Raw genomic sequence first — 19,830 nt, 5'->3', positions numbered from 1 at the left:
CAAAGCTTCATCAACGACCTCCATCAAATCCTGATAGTCCCTCTCGCCATAGTGCTCCCTAATGTCGGCGAACTCCTCCCCATAGCCGTCGCTTCCCCTCGGGTTGGAGAAAATCACAACGAAGCCCTTAGCAGTCAAAACATGGAACTCATGCATGAAGGAGTAGCCATAAGCGGTCTTAGGTCCCCCGTGAATCTCAAGGATAGCGGGATACTTCTTCCCTTCTTTGAAGTCAGGGGGTTTCATTATCCAAGCGTCAATTTCCACGCCATCGGAAGCTTTAACTTTAAAGTGCTCGGGTTTTGAGAGCTTATACTCTTTAATCCAGCTGTTGAAGTCGCTAACTTTCCTCTCTTTCCCGTCCCTGAAAACGTAGAGCTCCGTTGGGGTCGTAGCATCTTGAGCTATGAAGACTAAATAGCTGCCAATGCCAAATGTTTCAACGCTCCTATCTCCACCAATAACGCGCTCAATCTTACCTTCGAGGTTTACTCTAAAGAGGTTCGCCCTCGGACCGTCGGTGGCTATGTAGTACACCCAGCCATCCCTGTATATGAGCGGATTCCTCGATTTTCCTCTAACGTCGCAGTTGAGAGAATTGTAAGCACTCCTATCGAGTTCTGCGGTGAGCTTTTTAATTTCCTTCGTCTCGGCGTTAAAGAGGTAGATGTGAGTGTTCGTTGAAATTCCCCTCTCAAGAGTGCTCATTCTTAAAATAAATGTTGTTTCGTCGAGGACTACAAAGTCAGAGATGCGCCATTTGGATTCGGTAAGCTTCTCGATTTTCCTACTCTTTAAGTCCAAAACGAAGAGGTCGCTTATCATGGGCTCCTTTTCCTTGTCCTCTTCAGCTATGAAGTAGATTTTATCTCCACTGGAGCTCCATTTGAGTGTTTGAACATTAAGCTTGCCCTTCGTTAATTTTCGCTTTCTACCACTCTCGAGGTTTACGAGAAAGATGTGGTTCCTTTTTCCGTAAATCCAGCCGATACCATTGAACCAGAAGGGAATCTCTTTGATTAAGTGAACGTCTTCATCTTTCTTCTTCCTTCTTTCAATCTCTACAGGGGCTATTACCGCCAATTGCTTCCCATCAGGAGAAAATTCATAGTCATTAATGCCAAACTTAAACTTCCTTAAAAGCCTCGCTTCTCCACCCGTTGTTGGAATTAGGTAAAGCTCAGCTTCCTTGCTCTCCTCATCACGCTTTGATGTAAAAGCTATTAGCTTTCCGTCGGGAGAGAACTTTGGATTTGAGTCCTTTGGGCCGGCTGTAAAGGGCTTAACCTTTCGCCCATCATAGAGGTAAATCTTTGAAAAATAGTCGTCCTTCCCTTCTGCAACTGTAAAAGCCGTCTTGTTTTTGTAAACGTCCAGCCCTCCAAGGAGTCTAAACTTGCCGAGGTCTTTAATGTCGAGCTTAAGCTTCTTCATGGTACCACCGATTAAAATTGATGTAAAACATATATTAACGTTTCGACATGAATTTAAAAAGTAAACCCGAAAATATAAAGAAGGGGGAAGGGAAGTTGTTATATTGGGAGGAACCATGCGTGAAGTCCCATTTCAAGAGTACCTGGAGTTTATAAAAAAGCATGGCTTGGAGGGAAATGCCCATGATGGATGCACCATCCTATTTTCTTATTTCAGTTTCAAACCGTGAAAACCTTGAACTGTGCTTGAAATATAGAATGGCAGGATTTACCAATAGCATAAACGGATTTTGGACATTTTTGGACATAAAAGAAGGGGATTACATTTCATTTCTTTATGGCGCAAGGGTCAGGAATTTATACAAAGTTGTTAGAAAAGTGGTATATAAAAATGCAGAGAATCTTCCTCCATGGCAGCCTGTAAAGTTCAAGCAGTCAGGAAAAACATACTATTTTCCTTTTCGATTATATCTAAAGCAGGAACGAATTTTAGATGAACCCATGATTCGACCTGAATTTGCCTATGTTGCCGAGAACTTATTATTAAGGGGTGGCTATCGAAAGACTCATTTCCAGGCAGATACCGTGACTTTTTATAATGTATCCAATATGGGAGAATCTTTCAAAGGGGAGCACATGCCATTAGATATCGATGCCGATACATTTATTCCCAAGATAGTATTTAAGAGGGATAAACAGAAAATTCCCGAGAAATATCACTTCCATGAGCTAATACTCCAAGCACTCGTTAGGAAAAAGCTCCAAGATGTACTCGATGGAATTGTAGAATATTTTGGCTTAAATCACAGAGCTGAGGAATTTGAAATACTTGGCGAAAAAGCTCTTCCAGAAGGTTATGTGGATATATTTATTAAGTTAAAACATCCCGTTGGAGAGAATAGATATTTATTGGCTGAGGTTAAGAGAGGAAAAGCACAAAACAAAGATCTGAAACAGCTTAAAATATACCTCTCTGAATTTAAAAATGAAGCTGTGGGGGGCATATTGATAGCCAAAGACTTTCCAAAAAGAAAAAGAAGCGTAGAAAGGAATATTCTCATGATTAAATATTCTTTTGAATCTCTAAATCCCAATGAAGAGTATGCCTATGAAGATTTGCTAGAAAGATTGCAACTGGATGTACTCTCTCCTCGCTAGTTCGTGTTTGTTATGTCCTAGATCTCGAACACCGTAATACCCGCGGGTTGGATCAGCATTTCAATGAGCATCTATCAGATGACTTTTTAAATTCTCCCCACATTTTCTCTTACAGGGGGTGGAGAAGTGCGATTCAGCAAAGATGTGAGAGAGTACGCAAAGGGCGAGGGGGTTAAGGATAATCTCTTAAAGCTCACAGAGAGAGCCCTAAGCGAGGCATTGGAGAGCTTCCACAGAAGGATGATTGTTCTCCAGGGAGAGGGAATGGAAAAAGCAGCATTAGCGGGAATTTTAGGGGGTGCTTCTGCTGGCATTCTCTCCTCAATCGTGGACAAGCTCATAGAGAAAAAACTTAGAGATGAGAGTGAAGATAAAATCGAAGTTCTCTACGCCACGGATGCTTTAGGGCCCGAAACTTTTGGGAGAAAGAGGTATGAGGAATTTAGGAAGCACTTCGATATTTTAGCGGGAGAAAATGTTAACGTCACAGCCGTCCCCTTCAAATACACCAAAGACATTCTTGGAAGGACTTTTGATATGCTCATTCTGGATTTGAGCTACGACTTCTCTCCAAACGATTTAGGAAGGATTATAGAGACCATCAGGGGCGGGGGTTTGATTTTCGTTCTCACAAATCCCTTCAAAAAGTGGAAAAACATGTGGACAGGCTTTCACAAGAGCCTTGTTACCCCCCCATACACAATCGATGATGTGAAAAAGCGCTTTAACAGACGTCTTATTAGAAAGTTCAGAGAGCACGATGGTATATACATAGTGAATGCGGATAACCAGAAAGTCATTAGAAAAGTAAAGGAGAGCAAAGGGCAAAAAGAGCTTATGAATAGGGAGGAAATAGAGCTCCCAGAGAAAATAGAATTCCCCAAGGAACTCTATGAACTCTGTCTAACAAAGGGTCAGGTCGAGGTTCTGAAGGGTATTGAGGAGCTCGCGGAAAGCGATGGAATGATAGTTTTAACGGCGGATAGAGGAAGAGGAAAGAGTGTGAGCGTTGGCATAAGCCTCATAGGTCTAGCCAGCACCATGGGGAAAAAGAAGTTTAGGGCAGTTATCACAGCACCCGAACTCGAAAATGTTCAAAGCCTTTTCCGCTTCGCCAAAAAGAGCCTGGAAAAGCTCGGTTATAAAGTGAAAGTAGTTGAAGAAAAAGGACTAATCAAAGAGCTCTATGCAAGGGGTATAGGCTTGCGCTATTATCCTCCAGTGGAAGGATACAAGAAAAAGGCTGATGTTTACGTTCTCGATGAAGCAGCTGGAATTCACGTGCCTGTTCTCCATAAATATTTGAGCAAACCCAAGGTAATCTACTCATCAACGATTCACGGATATGAGGGTGCCGGAAGAGGATTCTCCGTTAAATTTTTGAAAAAAGCAAGAGATAAGCGCTCTTTCAGGGAGATCCATCTTTCCACCCCGATTAGATATGCGAGCGGCGATCCCGTAGAAAAATGGCTCTTTGATGTTCTCCTCCTCGATGCAGAGCCTACAAAACTAGATGAAGAGGATTATAAGCTCATAGAGAGGAAAGATGTCGTATTCGAAGAGCCTGACCTGGATGAATGGTTTGAGGGAAAAGGCGAAGACGAGCTGAGAAGCTTCGTTGGGATCTATGTTCTGGCTCATTATAGAAACAAGCCAAGCGATGTTGCCCTCCTAGCGGATGCCCCCCATCATGAAGCGCGCGTTCTCAGATTGAGCAATGGAAAGATAGTTACAGCGGTTCAGATAGCAAAGGAGGGTGGAATTCCAAAGAAGGTAATTAATAAAATGGCGCAAGGATACAAGCCCAGGGGCAACATAATCCCGGACATGATGGTAAAGCACCACTATGCCAAGGAGTTTGCAAGGCTTAAGGGATACCGCGTCGTTAGAATAGCGACACATCCCGATGCGATGGATATGGGTTTGGGAAGTAAAGCGCTCGAGTCCCTTATACACGAAGCACAGAAAAAAGGCTACGATTGGGTTGGAAGCAGCTTTGGGGCGAGCGAAGAACTCATAAGGTTTTGGGTTAGGAATGGATTTGCGCCCGTGCACCTTAGTCCGGCAAGAAACCCTGTCAGCGGGGAATATACGGCAATAGTGATAAAACCGATAAGCGAGAGGGCAAAGAGGATCGTGAAGAAAGCCAATGGAGAGTTTAGAATTCGTCTTTTAGAGTGGTTGGGGGATACACATAGAGATCTAGAGCCCGAGATAGCCAGATGGTTATTTGAGAGTCCCTTTGAGGAGGGAGTGGATTATCAGATATTCCTCACCGACGTGCAGAAGAAACGCCTCGATGCCTTCACGGGCAAAATTTTAACCTATGATACCGTTCTAGATGCCGTAAAACCGATAGTAAAGCTATATTTCCTCGACGGCTGGATGAAACCCTATTTGGATGAGAGGCAGATTCACCTGCTTATACATCGTGTTCTCCAAGCGCACACATGGGAGGAGAGCGCTGAATACATAGGCCGCTCTCTCACGTTCACAATGATAGAAGTAAGGGACATCATGCGCGGATTGTGGTATTACTACAAGAGAGTAATTGAAGGGGGAAAATAGCCAACCGAACAGTTTTTATATTTTCAAATCAAAACCCAATATCATAATAACAGCGGTGATTGTGATGCCCAGCAATTGGGAGAAGATAATGTCGATAACAAAGGAGGGAGTGAAGAGCATAGCCACCATAAGGAGCAAAATACAGAGAGGCAAGAAGATAGCCCTCCTCATAGACGGACCAAACATACTGAGGAAGGAGTTTAGCGTTAAACTGGAAGACATTGTGGATGCTCTGGATAAGATTGGCAATATAAGGGTTGCAAAAGTGATCCTAAACCAGTACGCACCCCAGGGACTGATAGAAGCCGTGGCAAATCAGGGATTTGAGCCCATAATTGTACCCGGAGAGACGGGAGTTAAGCTCGTGGTTGAAGCCATGAGGGAAGTTTACAATCCAAATATAGATATACTTGCACTCGCAACCAGAAACGCCGAGTTTTTACCTTTGATCCTGAAGGCCAAGGAGAAGGGAAAAGAGACCGTTGTTATTGGAATCGAACCCGGATTCAGCTCAGCTTTAAAGCATGGAGCTGATTATGTCATACTCCTAACACCAGAGGAGGCTGAGAAATGAGGAGGGGATTATTTAAGATATTTAGAAGAGGAGCGGAGAAAGAGGAAGAAGCAGAGAAAAGAGAAGAGACGAAAGAAAAGAAAAAGGGGAAGCCTGAAAAGAGAAAATCCGTCGGTCTGATAATAGATGGCCCCAACATATTGAGGAAGGAGTTTGGACTCCAGCTTGAGGACGTGAAGACTGCACTGGATAAAATTGGCAATATAAGGGTTGCAAAGGTTGTTCTAAACCAGTACGCACCCCAGGGACTGATAGAAGCCATCGTAAACCAGGGATTTGAGCCCATAATTGTGGCAGGAGATACGGACGTTAGAGTAGCGATAGAAGCAATGGAACTCATATACAACTCGGACATAGAGATAATTGGACTTGCAACAAGAGATGCCGACTTCCTTCCCATAGTGAGCGAGACCAAGCGCGTGGGCAAGGAAATAGTGATAATAGGGGTTGAACCGGGCTTCAGCGTCGCACTTCAGAATGCCGCCGACCATGTCATAAAGATGGAAGCCAAAAAAGGAAAGGTGGAGGATTAAATTTTTAAGCTTCTCTTCTTATGAGCACACATGATAGCTGAAATTGTCCTCTTTGCAGTGGGTCTGATGCTTCTCATAAAAGGAAGTGATAAATTTGTTGAATCCGCTTCACGGGTAGCAAGAGGTTTTGGTGTAAGCGAGTTTTTAATAGCCCTTGTCCTCGCCAGTATCGCTACGACGCTTCCCGAAGTTACTGTTTCTGCTCTGGCGGCATTCAACGGAAAGAGCGATATAGCCCTGGGAAATGCCGTGGGGAGTGCTTTGGCAAACATAGCACTTATTCTGGGGTTATGCTCCTTTATAATGCCTTTAGATGTCGACGAAGTTGCATGGAGAAATTCAACTTTCATGGTTTTTGTAACATCCTATGCCTGGCTTTTAATGAGGGATGGAACCATATCAAGAATCGACGGAGCAAGTCTAATCATCATATATCTCGGCTTCCTCTATTACCTCTATAAGAAGCATATGACTTTCGAAGAACCTCCAAAAGGGCAGGGAGACCCAAAGAAGGAAGCTATGATAATGGCAATAAGCGGTCTGGCAGTAGTTTTAGGAGCAAGATTGGTCGTCAACAGTGCTGTTAGCCTTGCAAGGGCATTTGGAGTTCCCGAAGTGGTAATAGCACTAACACTGGTATCCATAGGAACGTCCCTTCCCGAGCTCGCCAATGCCCTAACGGCAACCCTCAAAAAAATCCCCAACATAAGCGTCGGAAATGTTATAGGGGCAAACATTCTGGACATCCTCATGGTTATCGGGGTGGCATCCATTATAAGACCCATAAAAGTTGATACAAGCATATTCCATGTTACCATGCCCATAACTCTAATAGTAATGCTGGTCTTAACGTTTTCACTGCGCTCAAATAACCGTGTTGGGAGGAAAACGAGCCTTGCTCTCCTGGCATTGTATTTGTACTTCCTCTATACACAGTTTTAGAGGATACTTAGGAGGAGAATGCTTTGATACTGCCCCTAAAGAGAGTAAAACTACACAATTGCCAAGCACACCAAAATTATCCCGAACAATATCTTTTAGAGAGAGCAAAACTTTAAAAAGGGACGCCTAAATTTTGATGCAGAGTTAACTTTATATCCTCCCCTTTTAAAAAGCCTATGAGGTGGTAAAAGATGAATCCGTTCCATGAATTAGAGCCGGGACCAGAGGTTCCAGAGGTTGTGTATGCATTGATTGAAATACCAAAGGGCAGCAGAAATAAGTATGAGCTGGACAAGAAGAGCGGATTGATAAAGCTCGATCGCGTTCTCTACAGCCCGTTCTTCTACCCTGTGGACTACGGAATAATACCCCAGACATGGTACGATGACGGTGATCCATTCGATATCATGGTAATCATGAGAGAGCCCGTCTATCCAGGCGTTCTAATAGAGGCAAGGCCCGTTGGATTGTTCAAAATGGTTGACAGCGGTGATAGGGACTACAAGGTCCTAGCGGTTCCAGTGGAAGACCCGTACTTTGATGATGTCAAGGATATAGGAGATGTTCCAAAGGCTTTCCTAGATGAAATCGCCCACTTCTTCCAGAGATACAAGGAGCTTCAAGGTAAGGAGGTCATTGTTGAAGGATGGGACAACGCAGAGGTAGCAAAGAAGGAAATCCTGAGAGCCGTTGAGCTCTACAGGGAAAAGTTTGGAAAGAAAGAGTGATTTTTTTCTCTTCAAAATTTTTGGAGGTAAAGAGATGTACAAAGTGCTGACCATCAAGGATGTTGTGAGGATTCCCCCAAAAAAGTTCACAATGGATCCAAGGGAAGCCGCGAGAGAGGAGCTCAAGCTAACCTATGAGGGTATATACGACAAGGACGAAGGTGTGGTTCTAAGCGTTTTGGACATAAAGGAGATAACAGAGGGCAGGATTGTACCCGGAGATGGTGCCACATACCACGAGGTCGTTTTTGATGTCCTTGTCTGGAAACCCGAGCTCCACGAGGTTGTTGAGGGAGAGGTAGTTGATATAACCCAGTATGGTGCTTTCATTAGGATTGGGCCTTTGGACGGTCTGGTTCACATCTCACAGCTCATGGACGATTATGTGGTCTATGATGAGAAGAACAAGCAGTTTGTTGGGAAAGAGAGCAAGAATATACTCAAGCTCGGAGATTATGCAAGAGCGAGGATAATCGCCATAAGCGCAAAGAGCAAGGTTGTTAGAGAGAACAAGATAGGATTAACAATGAGACAGCCCGGCCTGGGCAAATTTGAGTGGATAGCAAAGCAAAAGCGCAGGGAGGGTGAAGCTTAATGGTTAAAGCTTGTAGGCACTGCCATTATCTGACCACGGAGGACCAATGCCCCATATGTGGAAGCAGAGACTTGAGCAATGAGTGGTTTGATTTGGTAATTGTGCTGGATCCAGAGAAGTCAAGAATAGGACAGCAGCTGAAGATAAGCGTTAAGGGAAAATATGCCATCAGGGTCAGGTAAAATGGGTAAAAAGGATTTTTATCTAAAACTTCCTCTGGAGATGAGGGAGAAGCTCAAAAAACCTTTGGGTGAGCTGGTCAGAGGAGAGCTTCCCCTGCCGTATGTTAAATCCTTTGAAATATTTAAATCCGCCCCCTATCTAATCACAGTTGGAGATGTAGTGACCGAAAATACGGTGAGGCTCGGAATAGAGCCGAATCTGGCAATTTATGATTATAAAACCGAGAGAGAGGAGTATAAGCCCGAAGTTGAGGGTAAAGCCATCGCAATAACAGTTAACAACCCACCCGCCACAATAACGAAAGCTTTATTAAATGCCATCAAAAAATCAGTTGAGCTGATTAGGAGAAACAGACATGTTCATATTAAAGTGTGCGGGGAGGAGGATTTGGCCACAATTCCTGCGGTAGTTTACGCCCCCATCGGCTCCATTGTAATTTACGGACAGCCAAAGGAAGGGGTAGTGCTTATAAAGGTAACACCTGAAACAAAGCTTAGGTTTGCCGAGATGCTTAGGAATATGGAGGTGATTTACGATGGAGATTAGAATTATCGAAAAAAAGGAGAACAAGCTCCTTGGAAGAAATGAAATATACTTCGAGGTCATGCACGAAGGAGAACCAACGCCATCAAGGAAGGACGTGAAGGGCAAGCTCGTTGCAATGCTCGATTTAAACCCCGAAGCAACCGTCATTCAGTACATAAGATCATACTTCGGTAGCCACGTCTCAAAGGGATATGCAAAGGCTTACGAGAGCAAGGAGCGCATGATGTACATAGAGCCCGAGTACGTGCTCAAGAGGGAAGGATTGATAGAGGAGAAGGAGGAGTGATCACATGGCGGGAAAAAAGAAGGCAACCCAGAAGTGGAAGTACTATGAGATTAAGGGGGACAAGATCGAGAGGAAAAAGAAGTTCTGCCCGCGCTGCGGTCCAGGGGTTTTCATGGCCGAGCACAAGGATCGCTGGAGCTGCGGACGCTGCGGCTACACCGAGTGGAAGAGGAAGTGATTAAAGGACGCCTTTTTCCGTTTTATTTCTGACATCCTTCGTGTCCCCCTTTACACTCTCTGTTCAGCAGTTGTTCTGAGTTAGTGTTATCCTCCATTGTTTCATTTGTTGAACATATTCAGCAAACAGCAAAGCACATTGTGAATAACAAACGCCCTACCAAAGCAACCCTTTTAATGAACCCGCTTCACCAATTATTGGTGATACCATGCATCGTTTGATGTATCCCATGCGTACCTATCTAATTGTCTCCGGGAAGGGAGATGAAGTTGATGTTATGGCAGCAGACTGGGTTACAATAATCTCCCACAAGCCCTTGCTGATAGGAGTTTCAATATCACCCAAGCGCTACACCCATAGACTCGTGAGAACTCATAATGAGTTTGTTGTGAGCGTTCCAAGCCTAGACATGCTCAAGGATGTGTGGATTGCAGGGACGAAGAGCGGTCCAAGCAAGCTCAGTGAGATGAACATAACTCTGATGCCCTCCTTACGAATAGAAACCCCCAGCATAAAGGAATCCATAGCAAACATCGAGTGTAAGGTTATTGATGAAAGGGAATATGGAGATCACACGTTCTTTGTGGGCAAAGTAGTGGGATGGAGCCATCAGAAAGGAGCATTCGAGAACGATAAACCAAATATGAAATTTAAATTCCTTGCACATGCTTCATGGACGAATTTCGTAACTTTTGAAAACAGGTTCTACAATCCCTGAGGTGTTTCCATGGGAAACCCCTTTAAACCCCAACATCTTTCATTAATTTATGATTCTGGAATACGAAGGACTTAAGCTCAAGCTCCATCCCGATGTCTATGAGCCTGCAGAGGATTCCTTCCTCCTTGCAAGAAATTTGAAGGTTAGAGAAGGAGATTTGGCCCTGGATATTGGCACTGGGACAGGAATAATAGCTCTTCTCATGGCTAGAAAAGCAAGATTTGTTCTTGGAACCGACGTAAACCCCAAAGCCGTCGAACTGGCTAGAGAGAACGCGGGGATAAATGATATAAAAAATGTGGAATTCCGGATAAGCAACCTCTTTGAAAATGTGGAAGGAAAGTTCGATATAATCACATTTAACGCCCCCTATCTGCCCGGAGAACCCGAAAAACCCATAGACCATGCTCTTGTTGGAGGGAAAAGGGGGAGAGAAGTTCTGGACAGATTCATTGATGAGGCAAGGAACTACTTAAAGCCGAAGGGCATGGTCCAAATAGTTCAATCCTCAATAACAGGGATTGAAGAAACTCTAGAAAAGCTCAAGAATAAGGGCTTCAATATTGAGATTACCGCAAGGGAGAGATACTTCTTTGAGGAAATTCTGGTGATAAGCGCTCAGGCAAGATGAATCCTTTTTATTTCCTGGACAAAGCGCACTTTTGGTCTTTCCACGAGCTCTTCTTCCTCAAATATGTCAATTTCAAATTCCCTTTCCTTTGTTTTAATTAGGAGGGTTGGTTTTATATCACTCAACATGAAATGCGGTAGAGCCTCAGGGTATTTAAAGTTTTTGTTGATTGCCGAAATATTTTTCGACAGTGAAACAGGTTGCAAAAATTTTTAAAGAGACCCCCTTTATGAAAATTAGGTGAGACTAAATGAGTGAGATTAATATGCCTGAGGAGATTGCCAACCTCTTTAAAAAGCAGCATTACGCTTTAGTAGGACATCACAGTGGCGTTAAGCTATGTCACTGGCTAAAAGAGAGCATAAAGCACGATAGAGTATGCTACAAACAGAAGTTTTATGGAATTCATTCCCACAGGTGCCTCCAGATGACGCCCGTACTTGCATGGTGCACCCACAACTGCATCTTCTGCTGGCGTCCGATGGAGGGGTTTTTGGGAGTCGAACTTCCAAAGCCATGGGATGATCCTTCCCTGATCGTGGAAGAAAGCATAAAGGCCCAGAGAAAGCTCTTAACGGGCTACGGGGGTGTGGATAACATAAACAAGAAGAAGCTTCAGGAAGCACAGGAACCAAAACATGCGGCCATAAGTCTCTCGGGAGAACCAATGCTCTACCCAATGATAGGTGATCTCGTGGAGGAATTCCACAAGAGAGGAATCACAACGTTCATAGTCACAAATGGGACTGCACCCGAACGTCTGGAAGAGATGATCAAGGAGGACAAGCTTCCAACTCAATTCTATGTTTCACTCACCGCTCCAGATGAAGAGACATATAATAGAGTGAATGTTCCGATGATTCCGGATGGATGGGAAAGGATTAACAACACCCTCGAATTGATGAATGGTTTGCCAACGAGGACCGTCATAAGGCTTACTCTCGTTAAAGACGAGAACATGCACAATCCCGAGGGTTACGCAAAGTTCATCATGAAGGCAAAGCCCATGTTCGTAGAGGCGAAGGCATACATGTTCGTGGGCTTCTCGAGGAACAGACTAACAATAAACAATATGCCCAAGCATGAAGAGATCAGAGCATTTGCAGAGGAACTTGTTAAATATCTGCCGGGCTATCATATAGAAGATGAATACGTGCCCAGCAGGGTAGTTTTGATAATGAGGGACGATGTGAGCAGAGAAAATCGGTTTATAAAGCACTAAAATGCTTTACTCCTTTTAGACCTTTTTTGATTCAACCTCCCGCTTAGGAAAAACTTATTTATTGGTAGAAACCTATTATAGGAATTAGGGAGGGTGAAAAATGAGACGTGCTCTATCATTGTTATTTATTGCCATGCTCTTGCTTCCATATGCAAATGTAACAGCAAAACCGGTATTGGAGAGTGCCGTTGATTTTATTAAGGATTCAAAAAGTATTTCCAATGAAACGAAGAGTGTAAGCCTAGCCTTAATGGCAATGGTGGAATCAGCGGGTAAAGTGGAGGAGGATTTATCCCCCTACATAGATGAGTATGTAAACTTCCTTCTGGAAAATCAAAATCCTGATGATGGATGGGGATATTCTCCCGGACAGTCCAGTGATGTTCTCGATACGAGCTATGCCGTAGTGGCGCTATCAAAAGCTGCGGAGCATTATGGTTATGGCACCTCACAGCACACCAGCCTAAGAATTGTAGCTGACAGGGGTGCAAAGTTCATAAAGAACGCATTTAATGGAGAGGCGTGGGGATACACCCCAAACACAAAAAGCGAGTTCTACCCGACAGTTATTGCCCTATGGGCCCTTGGAAATCGTGGTTATTCATGGGAATCCTCCTACATGCTCAAGAGAGGAGTGTCCTTTTTGGAGAGCATCAAAAGCTATCCTGGATTCACGAGCACGGAGATTGAAGCTTTAAGATTAATTGCCTACAAGAGCATTAAATATACTCCCGCGGACATTGAGAAGAGGCTGGCTTCGTTAAAAGACTCGCTGGATAAAAGTTCACTGAGCACAAAGGAAAGAGTTCTGGCGACCTACACCCTAATTCTATACGAAGGTGTTAGCTTCGATGCTGCAAAGGCGCTCCTAACCCTTGAGGACATTAAAAAGGAGAATCCAACCTACTGGGAGAACAACCTCCCAATGAGGGATAGGGAGATCGTGCCGGTATCCTCTTATGCAACCCTGGGCTTTGCCCTTGTTGCCGAGAAACTGAGCGAAAGGGAGGAAAATCCATTCCAGAGCTCTTGTGAAGAATTGAAATCCAAACAAAATGAGGACGGCGGATGGAGCTACATGATAGTGTCCCCTTCGAGTGAAAAGGTAACCTATTATGCACTGAAATCCCTTAAGAAATGCTATTTTAGGGATGTTAGCATTGATAAGGGCTTGGAGTGGACCAGCGCTAGATTGAACACCTTGAAGGAGATTTCCGAGAAGCAAAAAGAACTCTATGGTCCCTACGTCTATGCAATTCTGACCCTGGCAGAGTTCAATATGCTCAGCGATGAGCAGAAGGAGGAAAACATAGAGTTCATAAAGAGCTTAAAGATGGAAGATGGAAAATGGGGTAGCTTTTTAGGGCCTCAACCCTTTGATACGGCGCTTGCAATCAAGGCACTGCTTGCCTTGGGGCTCTCACCAGAGGACTCCGATATCCAGAAAGCTAAGAAATGGTTGCTCTCCGTCTCAAAGGAGGGATGGGGCATCTTTTTGAGAACCAAATATTACGAATACATGGTTACGCAGGATGTTTCAACAACACTGGAAGTTCTGGAAGCTCTGGCTCCCATATCCACAAAAGAGGAGCTGGAGCCACATATAGAGTGGCTTTTGAAGCAGAGAAACGAAGATGGAGGGTGGCCGGACATAAAGGAAAACACCCTCGGAGGAGTTGTTATATACAGAGGTGAATCCCACATGGATCTGACAATACGGGTCGAGGAGCTCCTGGAGCCCCTAGGATATAATCTTAGAGATGAAGTTTTCAACTGGATACAAACTCACGAGGAGGAGAACATACTGGATTCAGCATTAAAGACAGGCTTCCTGTCCCAAATTAAATTTGTACCAAAAGTCGTCCTCTACGATGTGATTAGACTCATAGGAGAAGAAAACTTCACACTGGCATATGCTCCTGGGAGGAGGGGAACCGCTGAAGTTGCCAAAGAAGCCGTGGATAATTTCTTTGATGCCAACATCACTTTAGAGGAGTTTAAGGGGATAAACGATGGCAATTACATAGTTCTGACGGACTACAATGATGTCAACATAAGCGACTACAATCCTGATATAACCCTCAAAGTCAATGACTCGAATATCGTCCTAAATGAAAAAACATACGACAAGGGCAAAACTATAGTTCTGGTACCCGGAAAGTATGAAAAGGGGGTTATACTCTTTGTGCTGTATCCCGAGGATATGAAAAGTGCCGTTGAGACGTTCTTCAACTCCGGATTGATTAAATATCTCAAAGGAAAAGCCCTTGTAATCAAATTTGAGGATAAAAACAATGACGGTATTGCAAGCTTGGAGGAGCTCAGTGCCGAGGTGATGGGGTGATTAAATAGATGAGAGCTCTAATCATCGGAATAGGTCAGTGCGGAACCAAGATAGCTGATCTATTCGCACTTGTGGACTTTGAAACTCTGGCGATAAACACATCAAAGGGGGATCTGGAATATTTAAAGCATGTTCCCCACGAAAGGAGGATACTCGTTGGAGAGAGCCTCACAGGTGGAAAAGGTGTAAATGCAAATCCCATCCTCGGAAGGGAAGCAATGAAGCGCGATTTGCCAATGATAATGCGCAAGATAGACTCAATAGCCGGGAGAGAGGACATAGACATTTTCTTTTTGACCTTTGGATTTGGTGGGGGCACCGGTGCCGGCGGAACTCCTGTTCTCGCTGAGGCATTAAAGAACGAATATCCCGAGTCCCTCGTCGTCGCGATAGGGGCTCTTCCGTTAAAGGAGGAGGGCATAAGGCCGACCATCAACGCCGCCATAACCATAGACAAGCTCTCCAAAGTTGCTGATTCCATAATAGCGATAGACAACAACAAGCTCAGAGAAAGCGGTGATGATATTGGGAAAGCCTATGAAAGGATAAACTACACGATAGTAGAGCGCATCGCCTCTCTCCTTGCCCTGATAGATATTCCGGGGGAGCAGACGCTGGATGGGAGCGATCTTAAGTTCGTTCTCAAGGCATTCGGAAGCTTCGCCACAGTGGGCTATGCAAAAGACGATGCCTCCCGGATCAAGAACCTCTCCCGTCTTATATTAAAATCCTTCGAGAGTGAAGGCCTTTACTTGGAGGCAAACATAGAATCAGCCCTCTACGGTTTGATTGCCATTCACGGCCCCCCTGAAGTTCTAAAGGCAAGTGACATTTTTGAGGCACTGAATTACCTGACGAATAAAATAAAGGGAAAGCAGATATTTAGGGGGTTCTACCCTGATCCAAGGGAGAGAGAGGTTGAGATTGTTACGCTTTTGAGCGGGATATATGAAAGCAAGAGCATAGAGGACATTGTAATAACTGCCAGGAAGTATGCCCAATCATTTATGATAGCCAAGGAGGAAGCGGAAGCCAAAAAGAAGGAACTTTTGGAGGGTTTGCCGGATTTCGATGATATATACCCGGGTGAGGTGAATGAGTAAAATCAGGGACTCAGTTGAAGTCGCTCTGGAGCTTGATGAGAAGGAGATATATGCCCACATAGCCCATGAAAGCGCCGAGGATATGCTGAGGATAATATCCTCCCTCGATGCAGAGAGGGCAAAGAATCGGGGAGAGGTAATATACTACGAGGATGACTGGGACGACCTTATAAGAAAGAGAATTCAAAAGGGCAAGAGACATACCGCCTTTGACTTTTACAACCCAGCGCTCCTTGATATCTGGGAGAGCAGGGTAAACAGTATGAAGGACGTCAAAAACAAGATAAAGATGGGCACAGCCGCAGTCTTGGGAATAACCGGAATAAGCCTCGCAATCACATTCATATACCGGGAGGCATGGCTGCTGGTCGGTTTGGGCATTTTACCCTTAATCCTGGCACTTCAGGAGTATAAGAAGGAGTTTCTAGACTTCAGCTACTATCAGCTCTCCCAGTTCTTCATAGACGAGCTAAAGGAGCTGATTGCAAAGCACAATCTCGATAGAGAGAAATACGGCTTCAGAGTTTTCAACTACGATTATTTTGATGTCGATGTGAGGAAGGTCGGTATGAACACAATCGCATTTGTAACGGTGGATGGGGGACGTAGGGAAGACATTGAGAAGAGGGTTGGAAAAATAGTCGCAAGCATAAAGGATACCACAGGAAATAAGTAAAAAGTGTTAAATAGTTTTGGAGAGATAGATATTAGGAGAGTGAGAGGATGAGAAGAGGACAGGTGTCACTGGAATTCATGTTCGTGTTTGCAATATTCCTGACCCTGTTAGTCTACTCCGTTAACAACGTTACATTCACCCAGAACAGCCAGTCCGTTGAAACGCTTAGAGTTCAGGTGAGTCTTGAAGCCAAGAGCTTTGCAAATACCATTTCAAATACTGTTTCTCAGGTTTATGCCCAGGGCCCGGGTTCAAAGGCAACCACATACTTCATGTTTAAATACCTCAAAGATGAATCCTTCCTTAAAAAAGCGTACAATATGAGTGGAACCCCCCAGATCTTAATTGGATACCAGAACGGGACTTACGTTGGCATCCTCGACAGCTCCAACAAGAACATATATCAAAATGAAACGAATACCATGAAAAGGAATCTCTTCTGGAGCCGGGCATTGTATTCAAAAAACGTTACTTCATATTCTCCATCGGCATCGGGCACTTCCCTCCCGGGAATTCTCGTAAATGCGAATGCCCTCCCCACCACCCTCAAGATAGTTGTGGAATGGAATCCGGATAACACCGAAGCATGGAGCTTGGATACGAGCACGGGAGAGCTCCACATAAACATTAAACCGGGTGGGTGATATGAGAAAAGCTCAGATAAGCCTTGATCTGCTTTTCGCAATCTTCCTAATACTCCTTACGTTGGTTAATCTTACCTACCTCGCCACCAGTGAGACCGCCCACAGCGAGATGTTCAGCACAATAAGCGAGGTTAAAACTTTTTCAATAAGCCTCAGGGATCACATAACAAAGGTCTATGCGGTTGGAGAGGGCTTCAAGAAGAAGGAAGTTTTCCCCTTCAACCTTGAAAGTGGAGAGAGCATACGGATACACTTAAACAGCTCTTCAAACTCCATAATAATAAATGCCACCATAGATGGGAAGAGCTATACTATAACCCAGAGGTCAGATGTGCCGCTTAAAGATTCCAACGTCACATTAACGAACTCCAAGAGGGAATTCTGGATAAGCACGGAGATAAGCGGGGGGATGCTTTATGTTAAAGTTGAACCGTAAAGGGCAGACCGCTATAGAGACACTCTTTATACTCGCCATAATAATGACAGGGGTAGCTATGGTTCTCTCCAGCTATCTCAATGAGAATATAGATGTTTCCGTTGTTTCATATATCAGAGCCTCGGCATCCCACGCATGTGATTACCTAAACATGGGCGTGCAAACGAGCGAAAGTCCCTACTCCCTTTTAAACAATGATCTAGCATCCCTAAATGGGACAAATTATCAGTTCAGGGTTATGAGTATTGGACTAAATGAAACCTCAACAGCTATGAATATCTCTGTGAGTATAAGCACCCCCTTTGTATTGAACACCTCAATGGTGTCTTCACTCGAAAACTCAATAAAATTATTCATAGTTGAGGATGTCTCCCGGAACACGAACATGGGAAAAAATGGAACCAATCTGGTCTATTCCGGTAAAATCGTGAGGTTGAATGTGAGCGTGGTGAAAGGATGAGGAGGAAAGGTCAGTTCCTGTCGCTGGATGCCCTGCTTTCACTCGTGCTGGTCATCATGGTGATCGGGATAGTGATTAACACAAATGACATGATAAAGGCGGAAGTCTCCAGCATGATAGGATGGTACGATAGGGCCAACATAGCAGATAACATGCTAGATGTTTTGACCAAGAGCCCGGGCTATCCCGAGAACTGGGAGGATAATTCCTCAAGTGTGAGAAGTGTGGGATTGAGGAGCGAGAGCTATTCCTATGCCCTGAGTTATGAGAAAATCACAGCTTTAAATGCTTCAATTAGCATGGCTAATGTGAGGAACAGCCTTGTGAACTTCAGCAGATGGAAGGACTTCCAGATGGAGTTCTATCTCCTCACGAAGAACGTCAGCGTTGGTGGAAGCTTCCCGGGGAAAATATACATAGACCTGAGTGAGAGCAGAAACAGGAACATCCAAATTGGAGAAGGAAGCACCGGAAATAATCCCTTCCCTGCGACTAACGTCACTTTAAATGGAGACTCTCTCACCCAGCGCCCTCAGCCTTACAATCTGAACCCGGGAGATGTTCTCACGTTCATAAATCTAGCAGACATCACGGTGCACGACACAGTAAACCACGAAGACTACCCAATTCCAGCCAACTCCTATATCGAAGTCCATGTAATTGATAGGGGATCTAATTTCCAGGCACAATGGAATAGCGGCGAACTCCATATAACCGGCCAGGGACAGGTTAGGATAATCATCCAGGGAAACACTGCAGGAAGCCTGTCCCTCACCTCCAACGTTATCTACCCAACCAACCTCACCATCCCAACCTACAGCTTCGCCCTCATTAACGGAAGCCCAGTTACAAGCAATTCCATCATAAACTCATCAAAAGCCCGCTCTCCATGGATAGAACATGAAAAGAGGGATTTTGTTGTTTCAAGCCTCCTCTACAGCAATCTAACCATAATCTCCCAAAATGAGACAAAAGTCCTCCTCGAAGGAAAGCTCAAAGAGAACGTGCCTGAATATGCGTACTTGGAGATCGATGTTCCATCAGATGAAGCCGGCGACATTACGCTCGTAGTGCTGGATGGAGGTACAATTAAAGGAGTCCTAATCGAAAAAAACGCCTCCAACTCCAACGTTATGGGTGAGATAGCCTGGAGAGATGGAAACAGGACTTATGCAAAGTTCTATGAGGGAAACACCTCATCGGTTAGAATACCGTGGAAGGATATCTTTGGCAGATTCAACACAGAGAACGGAGCAAAACCTGTTGAGCTCTGGATTTATGAGAACAGCTTTAGTGGAAACGTGGTTTTGAGGGATTTGGATAATCTGGGGATGTTGCTTGAACCGAAGTTCGAGCCGATTTTAATAAAACTGTGGGTGTGGGATGACAGATGAGAAGGAGAGGATTCATATTCACATTCGATGCCATGCTCTCGCTTCTTTTGATAACCATATTTGTGAGCAGCATAGTTGTGATGAGCAGCAACAATCAGGTTTATTCCACTTATATACGGAACCAAAATAAATACGTTGCCGAGGACACCTTGACGACATTGAGGACCGCCTCTTTAAAGGATCTGGTTCCCCAGAATGTGATTGAGGAATGGGAAAACAATGGCACCCTTGATCTGGAGCTCGTAAATGAGGGGATGTCCCCTCTGGACATAGTATCCACATACTGGGCCACGGAACCTCTTTATCCATCTAAAAATCTGCGACACAAGGCGGAGATAATCCTCGGCTATTTGTTGAACAGAACGCTTAAGGACTACAACTATGAGCTCTTGATAAATAACTACACAAGTCCCTATTTGAGGAAGGTGGGCGGTAATTATTCTCAAGCGCCCGATGTTTCGCCCGCTACACTCGTTTT

The 19,830-nt window shown here is 44.4% G+C and carries 23 protein-coding genes and 1 pseudogene; 22 read left to right on the top strand and 2 right to left on the bottom strand.

Annotation, left to right across the window (positions count from 1 at the left end; genetic code table 11):
* Positions 1-1,434, bottom strand: a 1,434-nt coding sequence (locus ACXJGZ_RS04245; RefSeq protein WP_456398360.1) for a S9 family peptidase, incomplete at its 3' end; no start/stop codon positions are given.
* Positions 1,435-1,610: 176 nt separating this feature from the next.
* Here ACXJGZ_RS04245 and ACXJGZ_RS04240 point away from each other — a divergent pair.
* The 13 genes from ACXJGZ_RS04240 to ACXJGZ_RS04180 all read left to right on the top strand — a co-directional run bounded on the left by ACXJGZ_RS04240 (position 1,611) and on the right by ACXJGZ_RS04180 (position 11,073).
* Positions 1,611-2,591 carry a PDDEXK family nuclease gene (locus tag ACXJGZ_RS04240; protein WP_293257315.1) on the top strand — a complete coding sequence of 327 codons (981 nt, stop codon included), beginning with the start codon at positions 1,611-1,613 and terminating at the stop codon, positions 2,589-2,591.
* Positions 2,592-2,717: 126 nt separating this feature from the next.
* A complete protein-coding gene (locus ACXJGZ_RS04235; RefSeq protein ID WP_456398359.1) occupies positions 2,718-5,159 on the top strand; it encodes a tRNA(Met) cytidine acetyltransferase TmcA in 2,442 nt (813 codons plus the stop codon).
* Positions 5,160-5,223: 64 nt separating this feature from the next.
* Positions 5,224-5,733: a TIGR00288 family NYN domain-containing protein gene (locus ACXJGZ_RS04230; RefSeq protein WP_456398358.1), complete on the top strand. Its 510-nt coding sequence runs from the start codon at positions 5,224-5,226 to the stop codon at positions 5,731-5,733.
* Positions 5,730-6,266, top strand: a complete 537-nt coding sequence (locus ACXJGZ_RS04225) for a TIGR00288 family NYN domain-containing protein (protein ID WP_456321246.1) — start codon at positions 5,730-5,732, stop codon at positions 6,264-6,266. The genes ACXJGZ_RS04230 and ACXJGZ_RS04225 overlap by 4 nt, the downstream gene beginning before the upstream one ends.
* A gap of 30 nt (positions 6,267-6,296) precedes the next feature.
* Entirely contained in the window at positions 6,297-7,208 is a 912-nt protein-coding gene (locus ACXJGZ_RS04220) for a calcium/sodium antiporter (protein WP_456326685.1), read from the top strand.
* A gap of 191 nt (positions 7,209-7,399) precedes the next feature.
* Positions 7,400-7,936 carry an inorganic diphosphatase gene (locus ACXJGZ_RS04215; protein WP_456321248.1) on the top strand — a complete coding sequence of 179 codons (537 nt, stop codon included), beginning with the start codon at positions 7,400-7,402 and terminating at the stop codon, positions 7,934-7,936.
* A 34-nt stretch (positions 7,937-7,970) separates the two neighbouring features.
* Positions 7,971-8,531, top strand: a complete 561-nt coding sequence (locus ACXJGZ_RS04210) for a DNA-directed RNA polymerase (RefSeq protein WP_293257724.1) — start codon at positions 7,971-7,973, stop codon at positions 8,529-8,531.
* A complete protein-coding gene (gene spt4 / locus ACXJGZ_RS04205; RefSeq protein ID WP_456321249.1) occupies positions 8,531-8,713 on the top strand; it encodes a transcription elongation factor subunit Spt4 in 183 nt (60 codons plus the stop codon). Before ACXJGZ_RS04210 ends, spt4 begins: the two co-directional genes overlap by 1 nt.
* 1 nt (position 8,714) lies before the next feature.
* Positions 8,715-9,260, top strand: a complete 546-nt coding sequence (locus tag ACXJGZ_RS04200) for a DUF359 domain-containing protein (protein WP_456326686.1) — start codon at positions 8,715-8,717, stop codon at positions 9,258-9,260.
* Positions 9,250-9,546 carry a 30S ribosomal protein S24e gene (locus tag ACXJGZ_RS04195; RefSeq protein WP_293257732.1) on the top strand — a complete coding sequence of 99 codons (297 nt, stop codon included), beginning with the start codon at positions 9,250-9,252 and terminating at the stop codon, positions 9,544-9,546. The genes ACXJGZ_RS04200 and ACXJGZ_RS04195 overlap by 11 nt, the downstream gene beginning before the upstream one ends.
* A 4-nt stretch (positions 9,547-9,550) precedes the next feature.
* Positions 9,551-9,724 (top strand): 30S ribosomal protein S27ae, encoded by a 174-nt coding sequence (locus ACXJGZ_RS04190; protein WP_293257735.1) that lies wholly within the window; start codon positions 9,551-9,553, stop codon positions 9,722-9,724.
* A 208-nt stretch (positions 9,725-9,932) separates the two neighbouring features.
* The gene (locus tag ACXJGZ_RS04185; protein WP_456321251.1) at positions 9,933-10,442 is read left to right on the top strand and encodes a flavin reductase family protein; all 510 of its coding nucleotides are present in this window, start codon (positions 9,933-9,935) and stop codon (positions 10,440-10,442) included.
* A 49-nt stretch (positions 10,443-10,491) separates the two neighbouring features.
* Positions 10,492-11,073, top strand: a complete 582-nt coding sequence (locus ACXJGZ_RS04180; protein WP_456321252.1) for a HemK2/MTQ2 family protein methyltransferase — start codon at positions 10,492-10,494, stop codon at positions 11,071-11,073.
* On the opposite strand, the gene ACXJGZ_RS04175 is transcribed toward ACXJGZ_RS04180, so the two are convergent.
* Positions 11,061-11,201 carry a hypothetical protein gene (locus ACXJGZ_RS04175; RefSeq protein WP_293257744.1) on the bottom strand — a complete coding sequence of 47 codons (141 nt, stop codon included), beginning with the start codon at positions 11,199-11,201 and terminating at the stop codon, positions 11,061-11,063. The genes ACXJGZ_RS04180 and ACXJGZ_RS04175 overlap by 13 nt on opposite strands.
* Positions 11,202-11,323: 122 nt before the next feature.
* Here ACXJGZ_RS04175 and twy1 point away from each other — a divergent pair, with 122 nt between their 5' ends.
* The 9 genes and pseudogenes from twy1 to ACXJGZ_RS04130 all read left to right on the top strand — a co-directional run.
* Positions 11,324-12,295: a 4-demethylwyosine synthase TYW1 gene (twy1, locus tag ACXJGZ_RS04170; RefSeq protein WP_293257747.1), complete on the top strand. Its 972-nt coding sequence runs from the start codon at positions 11,324-11,326 to the stop codon at positions 12,293-12,295.
* A gap of 100 nt (positions 12,296-12,395) precedes the next feature.
* On the top strand, positions 12,396-14,639 hold the full coding sequence (locus tag ACXJGZ_RS04165) for a prenyltransferase/squalene oxidase repeat-containing protein (protein WP_456398357.1): 2,244 nt from the start codon (positions 12,396-12,398) through the stop codon (positions 14,637-14,639).
* A gap of 8 nt (positions 14,640-14,647) precedes the next feature.
* The gene (locus tag ACXJGZ_RS04160; RefSeq protein WP_293257753.1) at positions 14,648-15,742 is read left to right on the top strand and encodes an FtsZ/tubulin family protein; all 1,095 of its coding nucleotides are present in this window, start codon (positions 14,648-14,650) and stop codon (positions 15,740-15,742) included.
* Positions 15,735-16,418 carry a hypothetical protein gene (locus tag ACXJGZ_RS04155; RefSeq protein ID WP_456321254.1) on the top strand — a complete coding sequence of 228 codons (684 nt, stop codon included), beginning with the start codon at positions 15,735-15,737 and terminating at the stop codon, positions 16,416-16,418. The genes ACXJGZ_RS04160 and ACXJGZ_RS04155 overlap by 8 nt, the downstream gene beginning before the upstream one ends.
* A 47-nt stretch (positions 16,419-16,465) precedes the next feature.
* Complete coding sequence (locus tag ACXJGZ_RS04150) at positions 16,466-17,062, top strand: class III signal peptide-containing protein (protein ID WP_456321255.1); 597 nt, start codon at positions 16,466-16,468, stop codon at positions 17,060-17,062.
* A 1-nt stretch (position 17,063) separates the two neighbouring features.
* Positions 17,064-17,498 carry a hypothetical protein gene (locus ACXJGZ_RS04145; protein WP_293257759.1) on the top strand — a complete coding sequence of 145 codons (435 nt, stop codon included), beginning with the start codon at positions 17,064-17,066 and terminating at the stop codon, positions 17,496-17,498.
* Positions 17,479-17,958, top strand: a complete 480-nt coding sequence (locus ACXJGZ_RS04140) for a hypothetical protein (protein ID WP_456398356.1) — start codon at positions 17,479-17,481, stop codon at positions 17,956-17,958. The genes ACXJGZ_RS04145 and ACXJGZ_RS04140 overlap by 20 nt, the downstream gene beginning before the upstream one ends.
* Positions 17,955-19,352, top strand: a complete 1,398-nt coding sequence (locus ACXJGZ_RS04135) for a hypothetical protein (RefSeq protein ID WP_456398355.1) — start codon at positions 17,955-17,957, stop codon at positions 19,350-19,352. Before ACXJGZ_RS04140 ends, ACXJGZ_RS04135 begins: the two co-directional genes overlap by 4 nt.
* Positions 19,349-19,830 (top strand): annotated as a pseudogene (locus ACXJGZ_RS04130) (TPM domain-containing protein); the annotation flags it as partial. The gene ACXJGZ_RS04135 and the pseudogene ACXJGZ_RS04130, both read left to right, overlap by 4 nt.

The sequence above is a fragment of the Palaeococcus sp. (in: euryarchaeotes) genome (assembly GCF_053987695.1).
Note: the sequence above shows the minus strand (reverse complement) of the source record. Positions and strands in the feature narration are given on the sequence as shown.

Bases quoted from the DNA above. Each gene is read 5' to 3' on its own strand.
- ACXJGZ_RS04185 (WP_456321251.1), top strand. From the start codon at position 9,933: ATGCATCGTTTGATGTATCCCATGCGTACCTATCTAATTGTCTCCGGG.
- ACXJGZ_RS04200 (WP_456326686.1), top strand. From the start codon at position 8,715: ATGGGTAAAAAGGATTTTTATCTAAAACTTCCTCTGGAGATGAGGGAG.
- ACXJGZ_RS04215 (WP_456321248.1), top strand. From the start codon at position 7,400: ATGAATCCGTTCCATGAATTAGAGCCGGGACCAGAGGTTCCAGAGGTT.
- ACXJGZ_RS04160 (WP_293257753.1), top strand. From the start codon at position 14,648: ATGAGAGCTCTAATCATCGGAATAGGTCAGTGCGGAACCAAGATAGCT.
- ACXJGZ_RS04190 (WP_293257735.1), top strand. From the start codon at position 9,551: ATGGCGGGAAAAAAGAAGGCAACCCAGAAGTGGAAGTACTATGAGATT.
- ACXJGZ_RS04230 (WP_456398358.1), top strand. From the start codon at position 5,224: ATGCCCAGCAATTGGGAGAAGATAATGTCGATAACAAAGGAGGGAGTG.
- ACXJGZ_RS04240 (WP_293257315.1), top strand. From the start codon at position 1,611: ATGCCCATGATGGATGCACCATCCTATTTTCTTATTTCAGTTTCAAAC.
- ACXJGZ_RS04195 (WP_293257732.1), top strand. From the start codon at position 9,250: ATGGAGATTAGAATTATCGAAAAAAAGGAGAACAAGCTCCTTGGAAGA.
- ACXJGZ_RS04155 (WP_456321254.1), top strand. From the start codon at position 15,735: ATGAGTAAAATCAGGGACTCAGTTGAAGTCGCTCTGGAGCTTGATGAG.
- ACXJGZ_RS04210 (WP_293257724.1), top strand. From the start codon at position 7,971: ATGTACAAAGTGCTGACCATCAAGGATGTTGTGAGGATTCCCCCAAAA.
- twy1 (WP_293257747.1), top strand. From the start codon at position 11,324: ATGAGTGAGATTAATATGCCTGAGGAGATTGCCAACCTCTTTAAAAAG.
- ACXJGZ_RS04145 (WP_293257759.1), top strand. From the start codon at position 17,064: ATGAGAAAAGCTCAGATAAGCCTTGATCTGCTTTTCGCAATCTTCCTA.
- ACXJGZ_RS04140 (WP_456398356.1), top strand. From the start codon at position 17,479: ATGTTAAAGTTGAACCGTAAAGGGCAGACCGCTATAGAGACACTCTTT.
- ACXJGZ_RS04220 (WP_456326685.1), top strand. From the start codon at position 6,297: ATGATAGCTGAAATTGTCCTCTTTGCAGTGGGTCTGATGCTTCTCATA.
- ACXJGZ_RS04165 (WP_456398357.1), top strand. From the start codon at position 12,396: ATGAGACGTGCTCTATCATTGTTATTTATTGCCATGCTCTTGCTTCCA.
- ACXJGZ_RS04150 (WP_456321255.1), top strand. From the start codon at position 16,466: ATGAGAAGAGGACAGGTGTCACTGGAATTCATGTTCGTGTTTGCAATA.
- ACXJGZ_RS04135 (WP_456398355.1), top strand. From the start codon at position 17,955: ATGAGGAGGAAAGGTCAGTTCCTGTCGCTGGATGCCCTGCTTTCACTC.
- spt4 (WP_456321249.1), top strand. From the start codon at position 8,531: ATGGTTAAAGCTTGTAGGCACTGCCATTATCTGACCACGGAGGACCAA.
- ACXJGZ_RS04175 (WP_293257744.1), bottom strand. From the start codon at position 11,201: ATGTTGAGTGATATAAAACCAACCCTCCTAATTAAAACAAAGGAAAGG.
- ACXJGZ_RS04225 (WP_456321246.1), top strand. From the start codon at position 5,730: ATGAGGAGGGGATTATTTAAGATATTTAGAAGAGGAGCGGAGAAAGAG.
- ACXJGZ_RS04180 (WP_456321252.1), top strand. From the start codon at position 10,492: ATGATTCTGGAATACGAAGGACTTAAGCTCAAGCTCCATCCCGATGTC.